The sequence below is a fragment of the Sporosarcina sp. HYO08 genome, assembly GCF_001563475.1.
Lineage (GTDB): Bacteria > Bacillota > Bacilli > Bacillales_A > Planococcaceae > Sporosarcina.
The window spans coordinates 130,763-153,910 of sequence record NZ_LPUT01000001.1 but is presented as its reverse complement, the minus strand read 5'-3'; the positions used below and the strand labels follow the sequence as shown (position 1 = coordinate 153,910).

Below are 23,148 nucleotides of genomic sequence, written 5' to 3'. Positions count from 1 at the left end.
GTGTCAGTGTATGCAGCGTACGGGCTAGAACTGAACAAAAGAATTTTAAAAAACCGGCAAGCTATCATTAGCTTTCCGGTTCATAAAAATGATTTTTCTTTAAAGGTCGATCATAAAGGAAGGTCGTAATAACTGGAATAATCAACAGACCGGTCAGTAAAAAGAGCATTAGTTGCATACCGTATTGATCGGCCAGTACACCCCCCGCCACCGGACCAATCATACGACCGACAGTTGCAGTAGAATTGACAAACCCTTGGTAAAATCCACTTCTGCCTTTCGGTGCCAGTTGATCAGCAATTGTCGGGATCGCAGGCCAGACAAACATTTCCGCAAACGTTAATATGACCATCGCCACAATAAACATTGTAAACGTCTCCGCAAACGCAACGACAATGAATGAGATAGCAAAAATGAAAATACCGACTAGCATTTGTGATTTAATTTTATCTTCTAATAGCTTGATCACGGGTTTTATGAGCGGTTGTCCGAGTACGATTAACAAACCATTCACAGTCCAAAGCAAGCTATACTGCGGAAGACTGATTCCGAGCGACAAAGTATGTGTGGAGATCGTCGTAATCCATTGGGAATACACTAACCACGTAATTAAATATCCGCTCGTAATTATCAATAATGCATAGAAAGGTGCTTTGTTTTGAATGCGCTTTTTTTCCTTAATAATGGATGTATGCCGATCCGGCGCAATTTCCATTTTACGATAGCCGAAAAATGCGAGCAAAAAGAATAATAGATAAAAGAATAAATTTGCAGAGAAAATGAAATGAATATTAATAGAAGCAACAATTCCCGCCAATGCAGGACCAATTGCCACGCCAACATTTTGCGCAAGGTAAATCGCATTGAACGCTTTACGACCGCCATCTGCCCAAAGCGTTCCGACCATTGCATACATACTTGGGAAAATAATCCCCCCGCTAAAACCAAGAATTGTTAATAACCAGACGTAATGGGGCCAACCGTGCCAAAAGACAAGCGCCAATAACGACAATGACGAAATGACAATGCCCGTTAAGATCGATTTATAACCACCAATTTTATCAAATAAGTACCCGCCTAATAGATTGCCTACTACACCTGCCGCGGAATTGGCCATAAGCACAAGCCCAGCAACAGACAAAGATTTTCCTAAATAATCATGCATGTAAATGGTGTTTAAGGGCCATAAAAATGAATTCCCCATCACATTGATGAACATGCCGATGATTAACAGCCAGACTTGTTTTGGCACAAAAATTTCCTCCGTTCACCGAAATATATGTCGAGTGTATGCTTTTTCGAGGATTTGAACAAGTCTTATGAAATATGTTCTATTATTCAGATGACAAAACGTGATAAAATGTACCGTTAGAGGAGATGAAAATTTTGGAGAATAATCTATTTCCGTTTCCAACTGAAGGGAAACGATACCATACATGGTCTAGACATTTAAAAGATGAATTTGGTTTTAAAGTGTTTAAAGTAGCACTTGATGGCGGGTTTGATTGTCCAAATCGCGACGGCACAGTTGCTTACGGCGGCTGCACATTTTGCAGTGTTGCTGGTTCAGGTGATTTTGCGGGTGATCGGGTCGATCCGATTGATGTGCAATTCGCGGAAATCCGTGATCGCATGCACCAGAAATGGAAAGATGGAAAGTATATGGCATATTTCCAAGCGTATACAAACACACATGCCCCGCTGCCCGTTTTAAAAGAAAAATTTGAAGCAGCGCTTGCGCAAGATGGTGTCGTTGGAATGTCGATTGCGACGCGCCCGGATTGTTTGCCCGATGATGTTGTGGAATACTTGGCAGAATTACATGAACGTACTTATTTATGGGTCGAACTTGGACTTCAAACTGTCCATGAAAAAACAGCAGCGCTCGTAAACCGCGCACATGATTTCGCAACATATGTTGAAGGTGTGGAAAAGTTGCGAAAACATGGCATACGTGTTTGTACACACATCATTAACGGATTGCCGATGGAAGATTACGACATGATGATGGAAACCGCGAAGGAAGTTGCGAAGCTTGATGTGCAAGGCATTAAAATTCATTTGCTGCATTTATTAAAAGGAACGCCAATGGTGAAGCAGTATGAAAAAGGTCAGCTGGAATTTCTAGAAAAGGAAGAATATATCAATTTAGTTGCAGATCAATTAGAAATTCTTCCGCCTGACATGATCGTTCACCGCATTACCGGGGATGGCCCGATCGAGTTAATGATTGGTCCGATGTGGAGCGTTACTAAATGGGAAGTGTTAAACGGCATCGACAAGGAACTCGAACGACGCGGCAGCTGGCAAGGTAAAAAATATGCAGGTGTGGTGGAACAGTCATGATGCTTAAACGTGTGTTGCCAATGACCAAGCACCTCATTGCACAAACGGTTGAACCGGGCGAAACCGTTGTCGATGCAACTGCCGGCAATGGCAATGATACATTATTTCTTGCGGAGCTCGTCGGCGAAGATGGACATGTGTTCGCCTTTGATGTTCAGCAGGCGGCGCTTGATGCGACGTCTGCTCGTCTTGGTACTTTGAATGACCGAACAACGCTCCTGCTCGAGAGCCACGACAAAGTTGGACAGTTCGTCGAAGGTCCAATTGGCGGTGCGATGTTTAATCTCGGCTACTTGCCCTACAGCGACGATTTATCAATTATTACAAAGCCAAAAACAACCATTCAAGCGATTCACACTTTGCTTGGTTTGTTAAAAAAGGGCGGCATAATAACGATTTCTGTTTATGACGGGCATGAGGGTGGCCCAGAAGAGCGTGATGCGTTGCTTGCTTATGTCAAAAAGCTGCATCAAGCGGATGTCCATGTCATTCGCTATGAGTTATTGAATCAGCGGAATAACCCGCCATTTTTAATTGCGCTGGAGAAGATGAAAGATTTCGATGTACCGACGTTAGTGGAATAAAATGAAAAAGAAGTGTTCGTGAAAGGTGAACGCTTCTTTTTTTAGATTTCGCGAAGATCTGCAATCGGATTTGACGTTTCAAAATCATCACTTTCGATAAAACGAATCAATTTGGCAGCGATCTCCTCTGCACTGCTTAATAGACCTTGTTCCTTATAATCAACGAACCGATCGATTAACGGAAACTGGTCAGCATTACTTTGACGGATCGTTTCCTGCATGCCCGTATCAATAATCCCCGGTGCAATCGAGACGATCGACACCGGGTGCTGTGTATTTTCCTGCTCAACCGCAACAACGCGTGAAAAATGATCCAATCCGGCTTTCGTCGTACAATAGACGCCCCATCCTTCATACACTTTTCGCCCGGCGCCTGACGAAATGTTGACGATCTTTTTCTTTCCGCTAAAATGATTTAACTGTTTAATGAATGTATTTGAAAGAATGATAGGAGCTGTCAAATTAACCGCTAGCGCTTTTGAAATATCTTCTGGCGATAGTGATCCAACCAACCCAATCGGCTCCACCATTCCCGCATTATTAATCAATGTAAATGAAGTCGCTTCTTGACGATGTTGCGAAATACACGATGCCATGATTGACTCAAGCTGCTCGGTATTCGATAAGTCAATCGCAACAAAGCTGTCCGCGTTCTCAGGATTCGTCCTCGCCATGCCAATCACTTTTTTTCCTGCTGCTTGTAGTTGCTTAGAGAGTTCAAATCCAATCCCTTTCGAAGCCCCTGTGATGATAAAAACATCCATTTGTTATTCTCCTTTCATAAATGCTGCTAACATTTTTTCCGTTTCCCCTTCCACAAGAGGTGTTTGCACTTCTTTCTTGAATACTTCCGGATCTAGCAATGCCTGGAAATCATTACCAAACCATTGTGCCACATTTTCCCTTGTGACAATGTAAGAATGATCTTGGAAATGCATTTCGATCTCTTCAAGATTATGAATGAGGACAAATGCAGCGGTCGTATTATAAATTACTGCTTGCTCCGCCTTCCCTTGAAGTTCATCGGTGCTGACTTCATAATTCATCGTCAAAGAGAGATGTTCTGGATTCAGCGCAAGCGTTCCTTTATATTGATGGAGCGGTAATGCCCCAAAAAGATTGCTGATATTCGATGCATTCCCCATATAATCGTTTTCAAATGAAAGAACCTTTTCAAATTCATGCTGTTCCGGGTCTTGTTGCATACGTTCCTCTCCAATTTCCACCTTGTTCGGTATCTCAAAAAATTGCAGCCAGATGAACAGCGGAATAGCAATCGCAACGATTCCGAGTAGAAGAAGTCTTCGTCGATCCATTCTTTTCCCCACTTTCCTTTTTGACAAGTTTACCATCGAAGGGATTAAAATAATATGATGCATGCACAAAAAAAGCCTGTCCACTCTTGCCGGACAAGCTTTGAATGCTATTATTCAAGCACTTTAATTTTAACGCTTTTTCTTCCCCAATTATACGCTTGGCTTTTTGTTGGGAAAAAGACGTCGATTTTATTTCCTTTAATCGCACCGCCGATGTCGCCGGCAACCGCATAGCCATATCCTTCAACATAAACCTTTGTGCCAAGTTTAATGACACTTGGATCGACCGCTATGACTTTAGCATTTGGATTTTTCTTTAAGTTGATACCCGTTTTCGTAATGCCCGTGCAACCATTGCAGCTTGCTGTGTAAGCTGTCGCAGAAACAACGAACTCTTTTACAACTTTTTCTCCATTCGATCTAGAGGGTGTTGTTGACACCTTTTTTGCTACTGGTTTTGCAGTTTGTGCTTTCGTTGTACCCTTTACAACTTTAAGTTTTTGATTTGGATGAATTAGATCTGATTTTAATCCATTCCAAGACTTTAAATTCGCAACAGTCACATTATGCATTCTGGAAATTTTGTATAATGAATCACCTTTTTTAACAGTATATGTGCTAGATGCAGCATAGCTTTCTGTTGAACTTCCGACCAATAACGCAATTACTATAATGAGTGTCCCAAGAATTTTCTTCAAATTTCTCTACCCCTCGCTGTTTTAGTCTATTGCTAGAATAACAGCCGACTATTACAATGAGGTTACAATAGTCTACCGATCTGTTTACAAATAAACATCGATTGTTACAAACTAAACAGGAAGGAAATGGAAAACGCGTTCTTTTGACATCTTTCGCAAAATTGAAACCTTAAGATCTATGAACTTTTGAAAGGGTTTACATACTCTTTGTCGAAAGAAAGATTATTACAAAGTGAAACATTACATAAAAAATTCAAAGAAATACCGCATGCAATATATTGTGCACTTTTTATTTTATTCGTTTTCCTGTATACTACAAAGTAGCAACTATTTTAGGATGGTGATTCAGTCATGCCGGTACCTACAGATCTCGCAAAACCTATTCGTGTTTCTGCGAAAGAAAACGCATTCAAACAATTACAGCAATGGATTATCGACGGAACGTTACACCCCGGCGAAAAGCTGAACGATACAGAACTTGCTTCTGCATTAGGGGTTAGCCGTACACCGATTCGCGAATCTCTTCAGTTATTAGAAGTGCAGGGATTTGTGAAAATGTATCCTGGTAAAGCAACGCAAGTGACAGAAGTTGACCGTTCATCAATCGTCGATTTACTGCCTCCACTTGCTGCTTTACAAGCCCTGTCGGCTGAGCTTGCAGTTCCACATCTTACCGATGAAATCATTGAACTATTAGAACATACAAATGAACGATTTGCAGAAGCTGTTCGTTCTAAAGATTATTTTTCCGCTTTAAAAATCGATGAGGAATTTCATCAAATTATCGTCGATACAGCGAACAATCAATATATCTCTTCATTGTTGTCTTCGCTTCAAGCGCATGTACGCAGAATGTTCTTCCACAATTCGATCATTTTGACAGATAAATCGATTGATGAACATCAAAAAGTCATAAAATTAATGAAGGACCGAAATGCTACTTACGCTTCAACCATTATGCGCGAAAACTGGTTGCGGGCAATTGATGAGTTTCATTCATTAGAAGAAGCAAAATAAAAATCCGTGAAGAATATTCTTCACGGATTTTTATTTTTACAGATAAACTTTACATGAAAAAACGCCTAGCGAAAAATCTTTCACTAGACGTTTTTGATCTTTATTTATGCTTCCACTGTACTTGAAGCAAATAGACGAGCGATGATTCCAGTTACAATCATCACGATAGCGACTGGTAACAGCCATCCAAGCCCATCGCCATAGAACGGCAAAGTACTTTCGTAAAATGATATAATTGGCGCTAACCAATCAAAATACTCGATTTCTAGCAATTGGCAAAGAGTTTTTAATCCATCCACAGTACTAATCATCAATGTAATAGCCGTCGCTGACACATACACAAGACGCGAATGGTTAAATAATGGTGCTGTGAACGTTAAAAGCATTAATGCTACTGCTAATGGATACAAGAACATAAGAACCGGAATGGAATACGTAATAATATTTGACAAACCAAAGTTTGCTATGATAAAACAAAATGCAGTGAAAATAATAACAAACATTTTATAGCTAACTTTCGGTAATAATGCATGGAAATACTCACCACATGCAGTGACTAGTCCAATCGCAGTCGTTAAACATGCTAGAATAATAACGATCGCGAGAAGTACCAAACCAACTGTACCCAAATAGTAGGATGCTGTTTCGCTTAATACCATACCACCGGAAGATAAATGACCTAGCTTCTCAACACTTACAGCTCCTAAATAAGCAATTCCTACATAGATTAGTGCTAAGAACGACGTGGCAACAAGGCCTGTTTTTGTGACAGCAGACATGATTCCGCTGCGCGATGTCACACCCATTGAACGAACGGCATTAATGACAATGATTCCAAAAACTAATGAAGCAAGTGCATCCATCGTATTGTAGCCTTCGGTAAATCCTTTTGCAAAAGCACCACTTATATAATCTTGTGATTGGGGCATTTGAATGGCACCCATCGGCTTCACAACAACCATGACTAATAATGCCAATAAAAGAATGATGATACCTGGCGATAGAATTTTTCCTACATTATCGACAATTTTCGCAGGATTGAGAGAAAGCCACAATGTCAATGCGAAAAATAATAATGTGAAAATAAATAACGCTATTTTGATATTTCCTTCCCCAATAAATGGCGCGATCCCAATATCAAATGCAACAGCGCCTGTACGAGGTGCCGCAAAGAAAGGTCCGATTGTTAAATAAAGAAGAGATGTAAAAATGATTCCATAAATCGGGTGAACGCGGCTTGCCAAATCTTGCAAGTTTCGGCTTCCCGAAAAGCCCATTGCTAAAATTCCAAGAAACGGAAGTCCAACACCGGTGATTAGGAATCCAATGACTGCCGGCCATAAATTTTGGCCCGCATCTTGACCAAGCTGCGCTGGGAAAATAAGATTTCCTGCTCCAAAAAATAATGCAAACAGCATAACCCCTATCGCAAGATAGGAAGTAAAATTCAATTTTGTTTCTTGCATATGAGTTCCTCCTTAAGTTTTGTATGCAATATATCACTTTAAAATATCATACTGCTTCTTGTCCCATAATGCAATATATTAAGAAAGTTTTTTTCATTAAAATTATAAACTTAAATCTGATAAAACCAATGAACATTTAAAATGTTTTAATAATTTAAACTATTAAATTAATAACTTTCTGATAAAAAAGGAAATCCGAATGTACTGACAATACACTCAGATTTCCTTTCAATCATTTTACAATAAACTTCGTTCGACTATAACCGCCCGTGGACTTTGTTACTTCCAATGTGGCCGGCAGCGCTGCTTTTAGCTCTTCAACGTGTGAAATGACGCCGATCATTCTACCTGATCTTTGCAGGTCGATCAGTGTATCAATAGATTTATTTAAGGCTTCTTCGTCTAATGAGCCAAAGCCTTCATCGATAAACATAGTTTCAATTGAAACAGCGCCTTGAAAACTTTGGATTACATCCGCCATGCCAAGCGCAAGACAAAGTGAAGCATTGAATTTTTCGCCGCCCGATAATGTTTTAACATCTCTCGTTTGTCCTGTATACGCATCATAAACATCCAATCCTAATCCGCTTTGCTTCCCCCGTGTTTCTTGGCGATCACTTCGTATAAAGACAAATTGCCCATTCGATAACTCTTTCAACCGCTCATTGGCAGATTGTAAGATTCGCTCCAAATATTCTATTTGGATAAATCGTTCAAATGATAGCTTCCTGTTATTCTGTCCTCTGACGGTATCGTACAAATCGGTGATTTTGCCGTAAGTATGCTCAAACGCCGCAATTTCCTCTGCCGACTGTAGCAAGTTTTCTTGTAACGAAGCCGCAGCTTTCGTAAATTCGACGGATGCATGATATTGCTTTAGCGCCTGCTCATAATGCATTTTTAATTCATCAATTTCCACAGCTAAAATAGTGAGGTCCGTAACTGCTTTCCCTTCCAATACTGTGTGTAAGTGCGCCACGGTTTCCCGGACAGTGTGAAGCTGTTGGTTAAAAGCGACAATTTTCTCTTTTAGCAACTGCCGCTCGTACTCCGGCATTTTTGCCGCTTGGTAAGCCGCTAACGAGGGGAATGCTGATGTTTCTAGCGCGTTTTGAAACCTTGTTTCTGCATGATTTTTTTTATTCTGCACTTCTTGTAAGTTTTTTTCGGCATGCAGTTGAGCAGATTGTACTGTGACTTTTTGCTTGGCAGCCTCCTCCCTCTCCTGTTGAGCGGTTTTCCATGCAAGTTCCCCTTCATTTTTCAGTGTTGCTGTCTGTGCGATTTGTTGCTTTAGCGCTTCTAAATTCCGGACTCCTTCTGGAATGGCTTGCAGCGTAACTTCAAGCAATGCCGCCTGCGTGTTATAAGAAGATTTATTTTCAAATAAGTCCCGTTCTAGTTGATGATGTTGTTGAGTGATTGTCTCAACGAAAACTTCTTGTTTTTTTAAGCTTTCCTTTTGTTTTGTTTGAAATTCCCTTGCCTGTTTCAGTTTGGCGACTTTTTGTTCTAAAGCCATTTTGTTTTGTTCTAGCTCATTTCTGTCGGTTTTACTTTTTAAACCTTCTATCTCTTTTTCTTTTATAGACAATTGTTCCGAAGCCAGATCGAATTGAGCGCTGATCCTCTGAAAGTCGCTTTCCCTTTTCCTTAACTGCGTATTTTCAGTCTTTAATCGCTCTCTTGAAACAGTCTCTTCCGCTTCTTTATGGGATTTCAAAGGATGGTGCTCGCTTCCACATACCGGGCAAGCTTCTCCTTCTTGAAGCGACGCCGCTAAAAAGGCGGCTTGCTCATCCAGCCACTGCTGTTCCATTACATCATATTGTGCTTTGTTCTTTTTATACAGCGCTTCACTTTCTTCCTTTTCAATCAATAAGGCATCATAGCGCTTTTGCATTTGCACAAACTCATCTAACTTCTTACATTGCTCAACCGTTTCATTATATTGATCGATCGTAGCATCATAAGTGAGAAGCAGCTCGTCCAATTGGTCAATATTTTCTTTTATCGTCTTTAGTTGATCAGTTTCAATTTCCACCTTTTTCGCTAGCTGCACTAAATCGGCTTCCATCTGCAAATTTTCTTTTTCCATTATTTCCAAACTTTCTTTTCTGGAAGACAAGCTTGAAACTTCCGGTAAAAATTCTTGTAAACGAATGAGACGTTCTGTTAACCTTTCTCGCTCTGCCTCACGCCTTACCTCCGCATCATAACGAAGTTCGGCTTGTTCCATTCGTCGGGCCGCTTCTGTCACGGCAACTTTCATTCTTTCAAGGTGTTCGGCTTTTGAAACTACTTCGTCTTTAAAAGAATTGGACTGATTTTCAATTTCCTCTATCGCCGCCGCACGCTCTGCCTCCGTTAATTGGCGCTCCCGCTCTTCAACTGTCGGTAACGCTTTTGTGAGTTGAGTCAATTCTTCCTGCTTTTCACGCAGCTCTTCAAACCGTTCATTGATCGCTTTCGCGTGATGATAAGCGTCCACTTCTTGCGTGTGCTTTTTATGCGCTTTTTCATAACGCTTTTGATCGTCAACTGTTTTGGCTTTATAAAAAAGATGTTCTTCTTCTAACCCTTCTATGATTTGATGCATATTAAAATGTTCATTTTCTAAGGTCGTAAAAATGGAAGATTCGCGCGTTGGCAATAAAGTTGATATTTGGCCGATCATCCCTTCGCTCTTTTGCGTTTGCTTTGTTAAATTTTGATAGGCTTCCTCTCTTTTCTCTTTGAGTCGTTCAACGATTTCACGATACGGTTCTGTTTTAAATATTTTGCGCATAATCGCTTCTTTATTATCCGTGTCGGACGTTAAAAACTTTCTAAACTCACCTTGCGGAAGCATGACGATTTGACTAAATTGTGCTTGTGTAAAGCCAATTAGCTGTTCCACTTTCCGGTTAATTTCCGAAACAATTTGCCGGTCGACACAAGGAGTTTCTCCCTCTTCCGTTAGTTGATAAAGCTCGCATTGTCCCACCGTTTCTGACTTATTTCCTTTTTTCGTGTAAGGAATTTGCCGCGAAATCCGATACACTTGTTGATGGATCGCAAAGGTCAATTCAACGGTCGTTTGAACGGCGTCGTCCGCAAAATCACTGCGCATTGCTCGAATATCAACCCGGTCTTGTCCACTGGCTTGACCATAAAGCGCAAAGCAAATCCCATCGAAAATGGTTGTTTTGCCCGCCCCTGTCGCCCCCGAAATAACGAATAATCGATTGTCTTTCAGCTCCTCAAAATCGACGACTTCAGTATCCTTGTATGGCCCGAATGCTGTCATTGTTAAACGAATCGGTCTCAATGCAGGCCACCCCCTTTATTCATCACTTCATGTAGTACTTCAGCAAATAATGCTTCCGTTTCTTCATCCGGAACATCATTTTTCATTTCCTCGTAAAATGCTTTAAAGAGCGTGTGATCATCTTGCTTTACATGCTCAATTTGCTGCTCTTTTGTAGACTCCATTGTCGCTTTCAGAATGACCTTGCGTTCAACGTGCATTGCATTTGGAAAAACAGAACGTATTTTCTCCATTGGAAATAAAACTGGCGCTTCATCCAACAGTTTTACAAAGACATAATCCTCATTGATCGGTTGGCGTAATAGGTTATCCAAAGTCCCTTCAACCGTACGCAAATCTTGTTGAGGTGTAAGTTCGCGTTTTTCAATGTTCACCTGACCGTCGCCATCCATTTCAACAATTAAAAAACCTTTTACGTGGTGCTCTTCAGAAATAGAATATTTCATCGGTGAACCTGCATAACGGATGGTTTCATTATGTACATAATGCGCTTGATGCAAATGTCCAAGCGCAGTGTAATGAAACGGTTCAAATAACTGCGCCGATACATATTCTGCCCCTCCGATTGAGAGCGGCCGTTCAGCATCACTCGTATTGTTCTCACTTTCACCATGAGGTGTAACGAATGCATGTCCGACAAAAACATGCCGTGCCTTTTCTGCCATTTGCGGACGTAGCCCGTCAATGACTTTTGCCATCGCACTGTGATGATCCACGATTGTTTCATCTTGATAAAGATGCTTCACAACAGACGGGTCTGCAAATGGGATCAGGTGAAAATGGACTTCACCATATTCATCATTGAGCACAACTGGTTCCATCTGTTTTGTCAGCTGACCCACAATGTGAAATCCGTTTGCCCGCATGAGTTTGCTGCCGAAATGCAAACGGCTTGGACTGTCGTGATTGCCGCCAATGGCAAGTACAGGTATTTGTAGATCTAACGTAATTTTCTCAAGTACATCATCCAGCAATTGAACTGCTTCAGTCGGCGGGACAGCTCGATCATATAAATCACCTGCAATAATGACTGCATCAGGTCTTTCTTCCTCAATCGCTTCAATGAATTGGTCGAGGATATAACGCTGCCCTTCGGTCATATAGACACCTTGAACAAGCTTTCCTAAATGCCAATCCGCTGTATGGAAAAACTTCAAAAATCTCTCCCCTTTACACGCTTTACTTCTATTTTACAGAACGTCTCCTGGAAATGAAATACACATACCTTTCGAACTATTCCAAAAACACAGTTGACCTTCTAGTACTTCTATGCCTATAATAGTTTTGAGTCCAATTGCATAAGAACCACCCTGGGGGTGCTCGACAAGAGCTGAGATAGGCGTAGTGCCTGACCCTTATAACTTGAACTGGATAATTCCAGCGTAAGGAAGAGGTGACGAAGACAGTAAATTCTGCCAGTCTGGCTACTTATCTCATTGTCTACAACCCACTTCTTCAAGGAGTGGGTTTTTGATTTGCTTGAAGCAGAGATTCCAGCATATGAGGACAGTGTGGGGGATGATCCGAGGTCATGACGTCCTGTCGTGACTACCACTCTCTCTACAGTAAGCCGTCCTAAAGCACGAATGGGAGAATGTTGTAGCTTTACGGCTGAGGATTCAGGCTGGACACAATGACAGAGAGAGGTAATCAGCTGATTCCTACGGCAGAGGGAATGACCCCTGGGTAGAGTTCCGAAGTAGTTGCAGCAATAATTGGATAAAAATTCAAAGGGAGTGTTGGGGAAATGAAGTTCACTGATCGCTTGCTTGAAAAAACGTTACCAATTTGGAGGCAGAATCATAGTCATCCGTTCGTCCAAGGAATTGGCGATGGGACACTAGATCCGGACAAATTCAGATTTTATATGGTACAAGATTATTTATATTTGATCGATTATTCGAAGGTATTCGCAATCGGTGCGGTAAAGGCAAATGATGATTTGGAGACAATGGGCAAATTCGCTTCCCTTCTCGATGGAACGTTAAATACGGAAATGGCGCTTCACCGAAGCTACGCAGAACGCTTCGGCATTACACATGAGGAGCTTGTATCGGCAAAACCATCACCAATCGTACTAGCTTACACGCATTACATGCTGCATGTGTGTCAAAATGGGACGGTTGCAGAAGTAATCGCTGCCCTGCTGCCTTGCGCATGGAGCTATTGGGAAATTGGAAAAGAATTAAATGCCATTCCGGGTGCAGCAGACCACCCGTTATACGGTGATTGGATCCGTATGTATTCCTCAGAAGAATTTGGAGAACTTGCGAGATGGTGCATTGAGTTAATGGACAAAGCAGCTGAAGGAAAGCCAGAACATGAGCTATTGAAACTTGAGGAAATCTTCCTGAATACCACACGTTTTGAATATATGTTCTGGGATATGGCAATGAACAAACAGATGTGGCCTGGAGCAGAACTGGAAAATGTTGGCGTTTGACAATGTAACATTCGGGTATGAGAGGAGCCGCAATATTCTAGATGGACTTTCGTTTAACGTCCAATCTGGTGAATTTATTTCGATTGTCGGTGCAAGCGGCTCAGGGAAAAGCACCATCTTCCGCCTTGTTACTGGACTGGACGAGCCGTCAACAGGTGCCATTTCACTAGCAGGCAATTCGAATGGTCAACTCCTTGGGAAAGTTGGTTATATGCCGCAGCAAGATCTACTCTTACCGTGGCGAACGATCTTAGAAAACGCTTGTCTTCCCCTTGAAATCGCGGATGTTAAAAAGAAAACAGCCCATGAGCAAGTAAAGCCGTTATTAAAAGAGTTCGGTCTTGCCGGTACAGAAGATAAATATCCCGGAGAACTTTCTGGTGGGATGAAACAGCGCGTAGCTTTTCTGCGCGCTGTCCTTTCCGGCAATGAGCTACTATTATTAGACGAACCTTTTTCTGCACTCGATGCCATTACAAAGTTATCGATGCAAGAATGGCTAGTCAATCAATGGGAAAAACGCAAAGCTACGGTACTGTTCATTACACATGATGTGGAAGAAGCTTTATTTCTTTCGGATCGGATTTTCCTGTTGAAAAACAGTCCTGTCACATCATTCGAGGAAATCGAGGTGCCACTTCCAAGGCCGCGAAATCGTAGCGATTTGCATCGCTCAGATATTCTTCAATTGAAGGAACGTTTACTGCAAGCATTGCGTGAAGCGGTGATGCTATGAAAAATGCATCTACGGTACTAATTGTCATTGTATTCCTTACGATCTGGGAAATCGGTGCACGGCTGATCGATAAATCATTCATTTTGCCTTCACCCATCCAAATTTTACTAAAATCTTGGGAATTAAAAGAAGTGCTTTTACTCAAGCATTTACCGATAACTTTATTGATCATACTCATCGGACTGATTATTTCTATCGGATTAGGCACGGCCATCGCAATCTGGATGTCTTCGAATGCGTACGTTCGAAATGCACTTTATCCAATTTTAATTGCATCGCAAATGATTCCTGTGATTGCCTTAGCACCCATTTTCGTACTTTGGTTTGGCTATACGATTTGGAGTAAAGTTGCCGTTACGGTTTTAATTACCTTTTTCCCGATTACTGTGAACACATTCGATGGACTGTCATCCGGAAACAAGGAGAACGAAGAATTATTTTTAACAATGGGTGCAACAAAAAAAGATATTTTCTTAAAATATTTAGTGCCAATCGCTCTGCCTCATTTCTTTTCCGGCTTAAAAGTAGCTGTAACGCTTAGCGTCATCGGTGCAGCAATTGGAGAATGGCTCGGGGCACAAGCAGGGCTTGGCTACTTCAGTAGGCGAATGATGACACAGTTCGATGGAGCTGGTGTATTTGCTCCCATATTCATTTTAACACTGATCGGTATTTCACTATTTATATGTGTGAATTTTATAGAAAATCGAATGATTAGATGGAGGTTGAAAAATTGAAGAAAGTAAAATGGTTTTTAGTGGGCATTGCGCTTATGTTATTACTGAGTGCGTGTAATAATGAAACAGAAGCTGGTGCCGAAACAGGGAGCGAGACAGAAAAAGTGAGCATTATGCTCGATTGGTATCCGAATGCTGTACATAGCTTTTTGTATGTTGCAGAGGAAAAAGGTTATTTTGAAGCGGAAGGCATTGAAGTAGATATTCAATTCCCTGCAAACCCGACAGATCCTATTAACCTGGCAGCGGCTGGAAAAGTAACGATGGGCATTACGTATCAACCGGATGTCATTATTGCAAAATCCGAACAAAATATTGATGTAAAGTCTGTCGGTACACTCGTCCGTTCACCGTTAAATCATGTTGCCTTTTTAAAGGATAGCGGCATTCAATCACCTAAAGATTTGGAAGGAAAAACAGTCGGCTTTTCAGGGATTCCATTGAACGAAGCGATGCTTGAAACGATGATGAAAGCAGATGGAGCGGACTATAGCAAAGTAACAATGGTCGATGTTGGATTCGAACTCAATTCCTCATTGATCTCGGAGAAAACAGATGCCGTCATCGGTGCGTATATTAACCATGAAGTGCCGTTTCTTGAATATGAAGGATATGCTACTGGCTATATCGACCCGACTGATTATGAGGTACCTTCTTTTTACGAGCTTGTCGTCGTAACGAGTGGGGATACTTGGAAGAAAGAACAAAAGAATATTGAAGCATTTTGGCGCGCAGCAGAAAAAGCATTTAATGATATGGAAAATGATCCAGAAGAGGCATTGTCGATTTTGTTAAAAAATCAGGACGAAGCGAACTTCCCGCTGATTGAAGAGGTTGAAGTTGAATCCCTCTCCATTCTCCTTCCAAAAATGAAAGCACCTGGAACATTTGGCGAACAAGATCCAGAAACATGGGAAGTAACAGCTAATTGGATGGAAGAAAGTGGATTACTCAAAAACAAAGCGAATCTTGATGGTATTTTTGTGAATATGAACTAACAAAAGCGGCGGGCGCTGCCTAGCCCGGCGTCTAGAAAAAAAGCAGCTAGGACTTTACTGTCTTAGCTGCTTTTTGTATTATTTGCCTAACCCATTGAAAATCATTTCCGCATTCCATTTCAACATCTTCATATACGTATCCCCTTCTTCCCCAGGTTTACCAAGAGAATCAGTGAAGATTTTGCCAGCAATCGGCACGCCTGTTTCACGCGATACCATTTCCATACTACGAGGGTCCACACTCGTTTCAACAAATAGGGCCGGCACATTTTTCGTTTTTACAATATCAATAATGCTTTTCAATTGTTCGGGTGTTCCTTGACTATGTGCATTAATTTCCCATATATAAGCTGCTTCAAAATCATTCGCCTTGGAAAAATACTTGAAAGCCCCTTCGCTAGTGACAAGTACACGTTTGTCTTTTGGGATACTCGCCATCAGCTCAGTAATTTCGGTATGAAGTGCTTCAAGCTCTTGAATATAGGCAGCAGCATTTTTTTCGTAAACATCCTTGTGTTCAGGATCAATTTTGATCAATGCAGCTCGAACTTTTTCAGTATACAAAATACCATTTCTTACATCTAGCCAAGCATGTGGATCTTCCGCCCCGTTCTGTTCGCTCGACCTTAAATAGAGCGGATCAACACCTTCACTCACTCGGAACACAGGTGCATTGTCGCCGGACTTTCCTGCTGATTCCATTAACTTCTGAAACCATCCATTTCCCTCTTCTAAATTTAAGCCATTGTAAAATATAGCATCCGCATCTGTCGCTCGGACCGCATCTTGCGGCAACGGATCATACTGGTGTGGATCCGTACCGATTGGCACTAAGCTGTATACCTCTACCAAATCTCCTCCGACATTTTTGACAATGTCATAAATGACAGAGTATGTGGCAACAATTTGCAGTTTGTCACTTTTTTCCTTCGTAGAAGGATTGCTGCATGCGGATAAGAAAAGTGCTAGCGCAACGAGCACAATCCCCATGATTCGCTTTTTCATATAAAACATTCCCTCCTTCTCGTTATGACACAGCTGACTTTTGTTTATTTGCACGAATCGTTCTCCAAAAAACGCCTTGTTTTGGAGAAAATATGAACGTTGCAATAAATAGTGCAGTGGCGACTAATACAATTGTAGCCCCAGAGGCAAGATTATAAGTGAAGCTCAAATATAATCCAACGACCGCGGATATCATGCCAAAGAAGGCGGATAAAAATATCATGATCGATAGTCTGTCGGTTAGTAAATAGGCTGTCGAAGCGGGCGTAATTAGCATCGCTACGACTAAAATGATCCCTACAGTTTGTAATGAAGCAACCGTAACCAATGTTAATAATGTCATTAAAAAATAGTGGATAAGCTTATTTGGTAAACCATATGCCTGTGCCATAATCGGGTCAAATGAGCTAACGAGCAACTCTTTGTAGAATAAAAAAACACTCCCTAAAACAATGACCCCAATCAGCAACGTCATCCACATATCGGACGGTCGAACGGCTAATACATTCCCGAACAAAATATGATACAGATCGGAACTGCTTTTTAACATCGTGATCAAAATAATCCCAAGTGCAAATGCAGATGTAAACATAATCCCAATCGAAGAGTCATTTTTCACACGGCTATTTTGACTAATATAACCGATCCCTATCGCGGTTAAAATTCCCGTGACAACTGCTCCAATAAAAAAATTAATACCAAGCATATAAGAAACTGCAACCCCAGGCAAAACGGCGTGTGAAATGGCATCTCCCATTAAAGCCATGCCGCGCAAAATAATGAAGCAGCCAATCACTCCGCTAATGATGCCTACCATGACTGAAGTAATGAGCGCTTTTTGTAGGAATTCATAAAATTGAATAGCCTCTATAAAACGCATCATTTCGCCATCACCTCATTTAAAAACGACAACTGACTGCCATACGCCTTCGCAATGATTCCTGGCGTATAAACTTCCTTCACACTTCCGGCGGCAATAAGTTCACGATTCAACAAGAGCAGTTCGTCAAAATATTCTTCCGCTTTTTTCAAGTCATGGTGAACGACAATAATCGTTTTCCCTTCATCCCGTAACTCCTTCAAAATTTTCACAATCATTTCCTCACTTGTAACGTCAATACCGACAAATGGCTCGTCAAGTAAAAACAAATCTGCTTTCTGTGCAAGTGCTCTAGCCAAAAAGACGCGTTGCTGCTGTCCACCGGATAATTCTCCAATTTGTCGATCCTGATATTCAGCCATATTGACTTTTTCCAAACATTGCATCGCCCATGCTTTCTCTTTCCTACTCGGTCTTTTCATCAACCCAATTGCAGGATACGTGCCGATCAGCACAGTATCCTTCACTGTAATTGGAAAGTCCCAGTCGATCGTGCTACGTTGCGGTACATAAGCAATTCTTTTCCGCACTCCTTTTAAATTTGATCCGAGGAGCATAATATCTCCTTTATCCTTTCCAATCAAATTTAATAATGATTTTAATAATGTTGACTTCCCCGCGCCATTTGGACCTATAATACCGGTGAGCTTTCCCTGCTCAATCGAAAAATTGATATTATGCAATACTTCTTTTCCATAATAAGAAACATTTAGGTTAGAAACTGCTATGGCATCTTTCATATGCGCACCTCCGTACATCTATTTATATGCAAATGTTTCCTTAGGGAAACATTTTTCATAAATTTTTTTGCCACTCCTAAAATAGAGGGCAAATCATCGATCAAACATAATGTTTCCCTAAGGAAACTTTCTTGTTACTATAATAAAATATCCGGCCCAAGAAGTAAAGTAAAAGTTTTTAAAAAATGCCTATACTTCCTGCATTGAATTTGCAGAAAGTATAGGCATTCGTCATTTCATGATGTTGCAGTTAACGTTCCATTGCATTTTTACTGTTTGAAGGATCTTCGATATGATCAACGTCAAACTTTTCACCGAATATTTGTTTTGCTTTGTGTTTGGCAGCGTTTCTCATGTCATCATCTAAATGCTGAACAATTTTATAAACAGCAGCAACAATAACACTTGCGTCATCAGCTAATCCGATGGCAGGGATAAAATCCGGGATAAAATCAACCGGCAAGAGCAAGTAACTTAAAGCTCCAAGGATAATCATTTTTGACGATTTGGGAACAGAAGGACTTTTAGCTGCATAGAAAAGCAGCAAACTATAATAAACCGACTTTTCCCCAATTTGCATGCCAACCTTTTTAAGTTTGTCCCAAAATTTTTCATCAGAATAATGTTCGGGGGATGTTTGTAATCCCGCCTCTGGATCAAAGTCTATCATTGGTTGTTCAACTTCTTTTTGTTTCAAGGACATGGAAATCCTCCCTCCTTCTTGAATATAACATTTTTGCAATTATTCATTCTTTCCTAATGCAACCTTACATAACCTATATTACTCAATAGAGAAAGAAAGGACGTTTGCATTGGATTTACCTGTTTCCATCGTAACGAAAAAATTGCCGCATGCATCTCCCAGTATTACTGTTTATTACCCAGCTGTCGTTCATTTACAAAATGCCAATGTACAAAGCCGCATCAACCATGCCATCGTCTCCGCTTTGAACAAGTTGCTTGTCGAACGAGACTTTTACGCCCCTAGTCTTGTAGAATTATTAGCCAACTATGAAATCAAGACAAATGAACGAGGTATTTTAAGTCTGAATTTGATTGTCTATTCGTTTACTGGCGGTGCACACGGAATGACAACAGTTCAATCATTAACTTTTGACACGAAAACTGGCAAGCAGTACACACTAAAAGACTTATTTAAACCAAATAGTAATTATGAACAAAAAATTTCAGCAATCATTAGCAAGAAAATTAAGGACTGGAATATCCAATTACTTGAACCTTTTAAAGGAATTCGCAGTGACCAAGATTTTTATATTGCAGACACTTCGCTTGTGATCTACTTTCAATTATATGAAATTGCACCTTATGCATGGGGATTCCCATACTTCCCAATTCCTATTTTAGATCTTCAAGACATCGTCCAGCCAAATTCTCCACTGGACCGAATGATGTCTTTTACTTAAGTATTCACGATATTCCGATCTACTTCCGCCAAAACTTCACCAATTTTCCGATCGTTTATGACAAGATCCGCATAATGATCAAATTGGGTCGGTTCTAAATTGACGATGACAAGTTTTGCGCCGCTATCCTTGGCAAGTATCGGAAACTGATTTGCGGGTGAAACGGTAAGCGAAGATCCAAGTACAATAAACAAATCTGCCTGCTCACTCTCATGAATGGCTTTCATAAATGGTTCCTCGGGCAGTCCTTCTCCAAATAAGACAACAGATGGTCTTAGCTTGCCGCCGCATTCACAGTAAAATACTTCCTCTTCATACCGATCATTGGAATACGTTTGTCCGCATGATTGACAATGGATTTGTTGCAAAGTTCCATGAAGTTCCATAATGTTTTGAGAACCAGCTACCGAATGAAAACCATCTACGTTTTGCGTAATAATCCCGCGAATAACGCCTTGCTTTTCCCAGTCCGCCAAGATACGATACCCTTCATGTGGCTGACAATCTTTCACACCTAATACACGTTTTCGATAAAACTGGAAAAATCTTTCCACATCCCGATTCAATGCATCCGTACTTGCCACTTGTGATGGATCTTCTACTTCCCAAAGCCCCTTTTTCGCCGAACGAAAATCCGGCAAACCACTTTCCGTTGACATACCTGCTCCAGTATACACAATCGTTCGCTTTGCATTTTTAAGTAATTTCGTTAACACGTCATCCTCCCCCTCATTCCCTGGGAAATATTGACCCATACTGTCAACTCATACTTCCCTTTTCACCATTCTACCATGGATTGACAATTAAGATGAAATAGCCTAGTTCCCTTCATGCATAATTGCTTTACCTTTTTGCCTCTTCGATGTTAGCAGATAGAACAAGAATACAACCGTCAGAACGCCACATGACACAAAGTAAATAGACTGATATCCAAAGTAGATAGCGACTAAACCAAGAACGTATGATCCTGCCGCCAATCCCGTATCAAATAATGTAAAAAAGGTTGCTGTCGCATAACCGCTCCGCTCCTGCTTTGCCGACTGAATCGCTAATGTTTGGAAACTTGGTACAAGAGCGCCATAGCCGAGGCCGATAAATCCGCCTGCGATTAAAAACGTAAACGCTGATTTTGAAAATGCTAATACAATTAATCCAATAATAAAAAAGACAAATCCAGGTGTAATAATGTATTTGGGTCCTTTTTCATCAAAGACTTTCCCAGTAAATGGACGAGTTAACAACATCACTGCAGCGAACACGAAAAAGAAGGAGCTTGCAAATTCTAGAATCCCTTTCTGCTGTGCATAGATAGATAAATAAGATAATACGCTCGCATAGGAAAATGCGAGTAAACTCCCAAGAGATGCGATAGGCAATGCATTTTTTTCAAACAAGTCATGAATCGTTAATCGTTTTCTTTCCAATTGCACTTTAGAAACAGTGCCTTTTGGCGCGATGACCGCACTTGCCGATCCAATCATCATTAACACACTTAGCACAATGAATAACGCATGAAATGAGTAGGTTTGGATCAGATAAAGTGCAATAATGGGACCCAGCACGACTGCCGTATTCGTAGACATGGCATAATAACCAAGTCCAGTACCTCGTCGTTTAACAGGAATCGTATCCGCCGCCAATGCCCCGCTTGCAGTGGTCACGATACTGAACCAAATCCCTTGCACAAACCGAAGGATTAAAAGTCCATGATAGGAAGGAATAAAATAATAAAGAATAGTACAAATCAAATACAGGAACAAACTTAACCATAGCATTTTTCTTTTACCAGCTAAATCTAAAATTTTGCCTGTGAATGGGCGGACAATTATGGCGGAAAGTAAAAAAATTGTCATTAACAACCCAGCTTCTTCATCGGTTCTGCCAAGTTCACCAATTGCATAAAGCGGTAAAGTTGCAACAAGCCCATAAAAGACAATAAATACTGCGATATTTGTAAAAAATAAACTAATAAAAGGTTTGGTCCAAATTGGTTCTTTAAGCAACTGCGTACTTCCTTTCAGACTTTTTTTCATCTATATAAAAATGGAACGCCTTGGCGCTTACGAATGCCGATACGAAGAACAGCATTTATTCGTTCGATATATGAATTTTACTACATAAAAAAAAGCAATCCCATTATTGAGATTGCTGTACCTTCAATTTACGCTGTCCTTTCCAAAGAACAGATACCAATGTCGTCACGGTTAATACAATAAACCCTAACAGGAACGGGAGTGAAATGTGCACATCATACAACAATCCGGCAAATAATGGACCGAGCACATTCCCGATGCTCATATACGCATTATTCATCCCCATGGCAAAGCCTTGTTCATTCCCCGCTAACTTCGAAACAAGTGTCGTAAGAACAGGTCTTAAAATTGACGTTGATAAAAATATAATCATTGTGATGATAAAAAACAAGACATAACTTGGCGCAAAGATCGACACTAAAAAGCCAAGCGCTGCGACACAAAGAAAAATACTTAACACTGCTAACTCTCCGAAACGTCGTACAATCCAATCAACTGCAAGTAATTGAATAATGACACTAATAATACCTGTCGATGTTACCATAATCGCGATGTCTTTCGGTGAAGCACCGAATTGATTATCTACAAAAAGACCGAGCACGGACTCGTACGCCATGAGACCGAAACTCATAACAAGCGCAATGAAGAGTGGAATAAAATAAGGTTTGCTAAATGATTGTGCGATCTCTTTTGCCATCGGTGTTGGCTTGTCATCCGAAACTGTTACAGTGCCTTTGTCCATGCTTTCTTCGAGCATAACTGCTGAAAAAATGACGGCAAATACACCAACGATCGCCGAAACAAGAAGTGGTACTTTCAATCCGTAATCTGCTAAAAACCCGCCAATACCAGGACCCACAACAATGCCAAGAGACATCGAGGCCGATATGTAGCTATTCCCTTTTGCACGTTGCTCAAGTGTCGTAATGTCTGCGACATATGCAAAAATAGCCGGTACCAATAAGGCTGCACCAATCCCCCCTATGATTCTAGACAAGTACAGGACGGCGATTGAATCAGAAAAATAAAAAACAAACATCGATATCGCCAAAATACTTAACCCTACAATAATCATAATGCGACGTCCATATCGATCTGTCCATCTTCCTGCAATCGGCGACATGACAAACTGTGCGCCTGCAAAAATGGCAATCATCAAACCCGCTGCCGTTCCGGCCTGGCCGATCGATAACAAGTAGGCAGGCAAAATGGGAATAATAATACCGAAACTTCCGATGGCGATAAACATATTCACCATTAATATAATCATTTTTCTTTGTTGTTCACGTTCCAACTGTTTTACCCTCTTTCCCTATGTTACCCAAATTCCCGATTTTCGGTCAAGTTTACCGAATCAAAAAATGGCGACTCATCATTATAATAAATGTAAAGGTAAAAAACAAGTGTTGTGAACA

The 23,148-nt window shown here is 40.9% G+C and carries 22 protein-coding genes and 1 riboswitch; of the genes, 8 read left to right on the top strand and 14 right to left on the bottom strand.

Annotated elements, in window-relative coordinates; genetic code table 11:
• Positions 1-67 precede the first annotated feature (67 nt).
• Positions 68-1,252 carry an MFS transporter gene (locus AU377_RS00770; RefSeq protein ID WP_067402625.1) on the bottom strand — a complete coding sequence of 395 codons (1,185 nt, stop codon included), beginning with the start codon at positions 1,250-1,252 and terminating at the stop codon, positions 68-70.
• A gap of 125 nt (positions 1,253-1,377) precedes the next feature.
• Here AU377_RS00770 and AU377_RS00765 point away from each other — a divergent pair, with 125 nt between their 5' ends.
• Positions 1,378-2,346, top strand: coding sequence for a TIGR01212 family radical SAM protein (locus AU377_RS00765; protein ID WP_172794002.1), 969 nt, complete (start codon positions 1,378-1,380; stop codon positions 2,344-2,346).
• Positions 2,343-2,930 (top strand): class I SAM-dependent methyltransferase, encoded by a 588-nt coding sequence (locus AU377_RS00760; RefSeq protein WP_067402622.1) that lies wholly within the window; start codon positions 2,343-2,345, stop codon positions 2,928-2,930. Before AU377_RS00765 ends, AU377_RS00760 begins: the two co-directional genes overlap by 4 nt.
• Before the next feature lie 41 nt (positions 2,931-2,971).
• On the opposite strand, the gene AU377_RS00755 is transcribed toward AU377_RS00760, so the two are convergent.
• The 3 genes from AU377_RS00755 to AU377_RS00745 all read right to left on the bottom strand — a co-directional run bounded on the left by AU377_RS00755 (position 2,972) and on the right by AU377_RS00745 (position 4,944).
• Positions 2,972-3,694, bottom strand: coding sequence for an SDR family NAD(P)-dependent oxidoreductase (locus tag AU377_RS00755; protein ID WP_067402619.1), 723 nt, complete (start codon positions 3,692-3,694; stop codon positions 2,972-2,974).
• A gap of 3 nt (positions 3,695-3,697) precedes the next feature.
• Positions 3,698-4,246, bottom strand: coding sequence for a DUF4825 domain-containing protein (locus AU377_RS00750; protein WP_067402617.1), 549 nt, complete (start codon positions 4,244-4,246; stop codon positions 3,698-3,700).
• Positions 4,247-4,356: 110 nt separating this feature from the next.
• Positions 4,357-4,944 (bottom strand): 3D domain-containing protein, encoded by a 588-nt coding sequence (locus AU377_RS00745; protein ID WP_067402614.1) that lies wholly within the window; start codon positions 4,942-4,944, stop codon positions 4,357-4,359.
• 351 nt (positions 4,945-5,295) lie between these two features.
• Between AU377_RS00745 and AU377_RS00740 the strand changes: the two genes are divergently transcribed.
• Entirely contained in the window at positions 5,296-5,961 is a 666-nt protein-coding gene (locus tag AU377_RS00740) for a GntR family transcriptional regulator (RefSeq protein ID WP_067402612.1), read from the top strand.
• A 104-nt stretch (positions 5,962-6,065) separates the two neighbouring features.
• Here the strand turns inward: AU377_RS00740 and brnQ are convergent, their stop codons facing one another.
• The 3 genes from brnQ to AU377_RS00725 form a co-directional block, all read right to left on the bottom strand.
• Positions 6,066-7,427 (bottom strand): branched-chain amino acid transport system II carrier protein, encoded by a 1,362-nt coding sequence (gene brnQ / locus AU377_RS00735; protein WP_067402609.1) that lies wholly within the window; start codon positions 7,425-7,427, stop codon positions 6,066-6,068.
• Positions 7,428-7,659: 232 nt separating this feature from the next.
• Positions 7,660-10,737, bottom strand: coding sequence for an AAA family ATPase (locus AU377_RS00730; RefSeq protein ID WP_067402606.1), 3,078 nt, complete (start codon positions 10,735-10,737; stop codon positions 7,660-7,662).
• Complete coding sequence (locus AU377_RS00725) at positions 10,734-11,894, bottom strand: exonuclease SbcCD subunit D (RefSeq protein ID WP_067402603.1); 1,161 nt, start codon at positions 11,892-11,894, stop codon at positions 10,734-10,736. The genes AU377_RS00730 and AU377_RS00725 overlap by 4 nt, the downstream gene beginning before the upstream one ends.
• A 145-nt stretch (positions 11,895-12,039) precedes the next feature.
• A riboswitch (TPP riboswitch) is annotated at positions 12,040-12,143 on the top strand.
• 341 nt (positions 12,144-12,484) lie between these two features.
• On the opposite strand from AU377_RS00725, the gene tenA reads away from it, so the two are divergent.
• From tenA to AU377_RS00705, 4 genes are read left to right on the top strand one after another with little or no spacing between them, the layout of a single operon-like run.
• Positions 12,485-13,180 carry a thiaminase II gene (tenA, locus tag AU377_RS00720; RefSeq protein ID WP_067402599.1) on the top strand — a complete coding sequence of 232 codons (696 nt, stop codon included), beginning with the start codon at positions 12,485-12,487 and terminating at the stop codon, positions 13,178-13,180.
• Positions 13,167-13,916, top strand: coding sequence for an ABC transporter ATP-binding protein (locus AU377_RS00715; protein ID WP_067402596.1), 750 nt, complete (start codon positions 13,167-13,169; stop codon positions 13,914-13,916). The genes tenA and AU377_RS00715 overlap by 14 nt, the downstream gene beginning before the upstream one ends.
• Positions 13,913-14,653, top strand: a complete 741-nt coding sequence (locus tag AU377_RS00710; RefSeq protein ID WP_067402592.1) for an ABC transporter permease — start codon at positions 13,913-13,915, stop codon at positions 14,651-14,653. The genes AU377_RS00715 and AU377_RS00710 overlap by 4 nt, the downstream gene beginning before the upstream one ends.
• A complete protein-coding gene (locus tag AU377_RS00705; protein ID WP_368664415.1) occupies positions 14,650-15,651 on the top strand; it encodes an ABC transporter substrate-binding protein in 1,002 nt (333 codons plus the stop codon). The genes AU377_RS00710 and AU377_RS00705 overlap by 4 nt, the downstream gene beginning before the upstream one ends.
• 78 nt (positions 15,652-15,729) lie before the next feature.
• On the opposite strand, the gene AU377_RS00700 is transcribed toward AU377_RS00705, so the two are convergent.
• The 4 genes from AU377_RS00700 to AU377_RS00685 all read right to left on the bottom strand — a co-directional run bounded on the left by AU377_RS00700 (position 15,730) and on the right by AU377_RS00685 (position 18,979).
• Positions 15,730-16,656, bottom strand: a complete 927-nt coding sequence (locus tag AU377_RS00700) for a metal ABC transporter substrate-binding protein (protein WP_067402586.1) — start codon at positions 16,654-16,656, stop codon at positions 15,730-15,732.
• Positions 16,657-16,678: 22 nt separating this feature from the next.
• Positions 16,679-17,536, bottom strand: a complete 858-nt coding sequence (locus AU377_RS00695; RefSeq protein ID WP_067403867.1) for a metal ABC transporter permease — start codon at positions 17,534-17,536, stop codon at positions 16,679-16,681.
• A complete protein-coding gene (locus tag AU377_RS00690) occupies positions 17,536-18,276 on the bottom strand; it encodes a metal ABC transporter ATP-binding protein (protein WP_067402583.1) in 741 nt (246 codons plus the stop codon). The genes AU377_RS00695 and AU377_RS00690 overlap by 1 nt, the downstream gene beginning before the upstream one ends.
• 250 nt (positions 18,277-18,526) lie before the next feature.
• Complete coding sequence (locus AU377_RS00685; protein WP_067402579.1) at positions 18,527-18,979, bottom strand: YkvA family protein; 453 nt, start codon at positions 18,977-18,979, stop codon at positions 18,527-18,529.
• A 109-nt stretch (positions 18,980-19,088) separates the two neighbouring features.
• Here AU377_RS00685 and AU377_RS00680 point away from each other — a divergent pair, with 109 nt between their 5' ends.
• Positions 19,089-19,700, top strand: coding sequence for a DUF3298 and DUF4163 domain-containing protein (locus AU377_RS00680; protein ID WP_067402576.1), 612 nt, complete (start codon positions 19,089-19,091; stop codon positions 19,698-19,700).
• Here AU377_RS00680 and AU377_RS00675 read toward each other — a convergent pair.
• The 3 genes from AU377_RS00675 to AU377_RS00665 form a co-directional block, all read right to left on the bottom strand.
• Positions 19,697-20,416 (bottom strand): NAD-dependent deacylase, encoded by a 720-nt coding sequence (locus tag AU377_RS00675; RefSeq protein ID WP_067402573.1) that lies wholly within the window; start codon positions 20,414-20,416, stop codon positions 19,697-19,699. The genes AU377_RS00680 and AU377_RS00675 overlap by 4 nt on opposite strands.
• Before the next feature lie 102 nt (positions 20,417-20,518).
• Positions 20,519-21,703 (bottom strand): MFS transporter, encoded by a 1,185-nt coding sequence (locus AU377_RS00670; protein ID WP_253724344.1) that lies wholly within the window; start codon positions 21,701-21,703, stop codon positions 20,519-20,521.
• 133 nt (positions 21,704-21,836) lie between these two features.
• A complete protein-coding gene (locus AU377_RS00665; protein ID WP_067402567.1) occupies positions 21,837-23,027 on the bottom strand; it encodes an MFS transporter in 1,191 nt (396 codons plus the stop codon).
• Positions 23,028-23,148 lie beyond the last annotated feature (121 nt).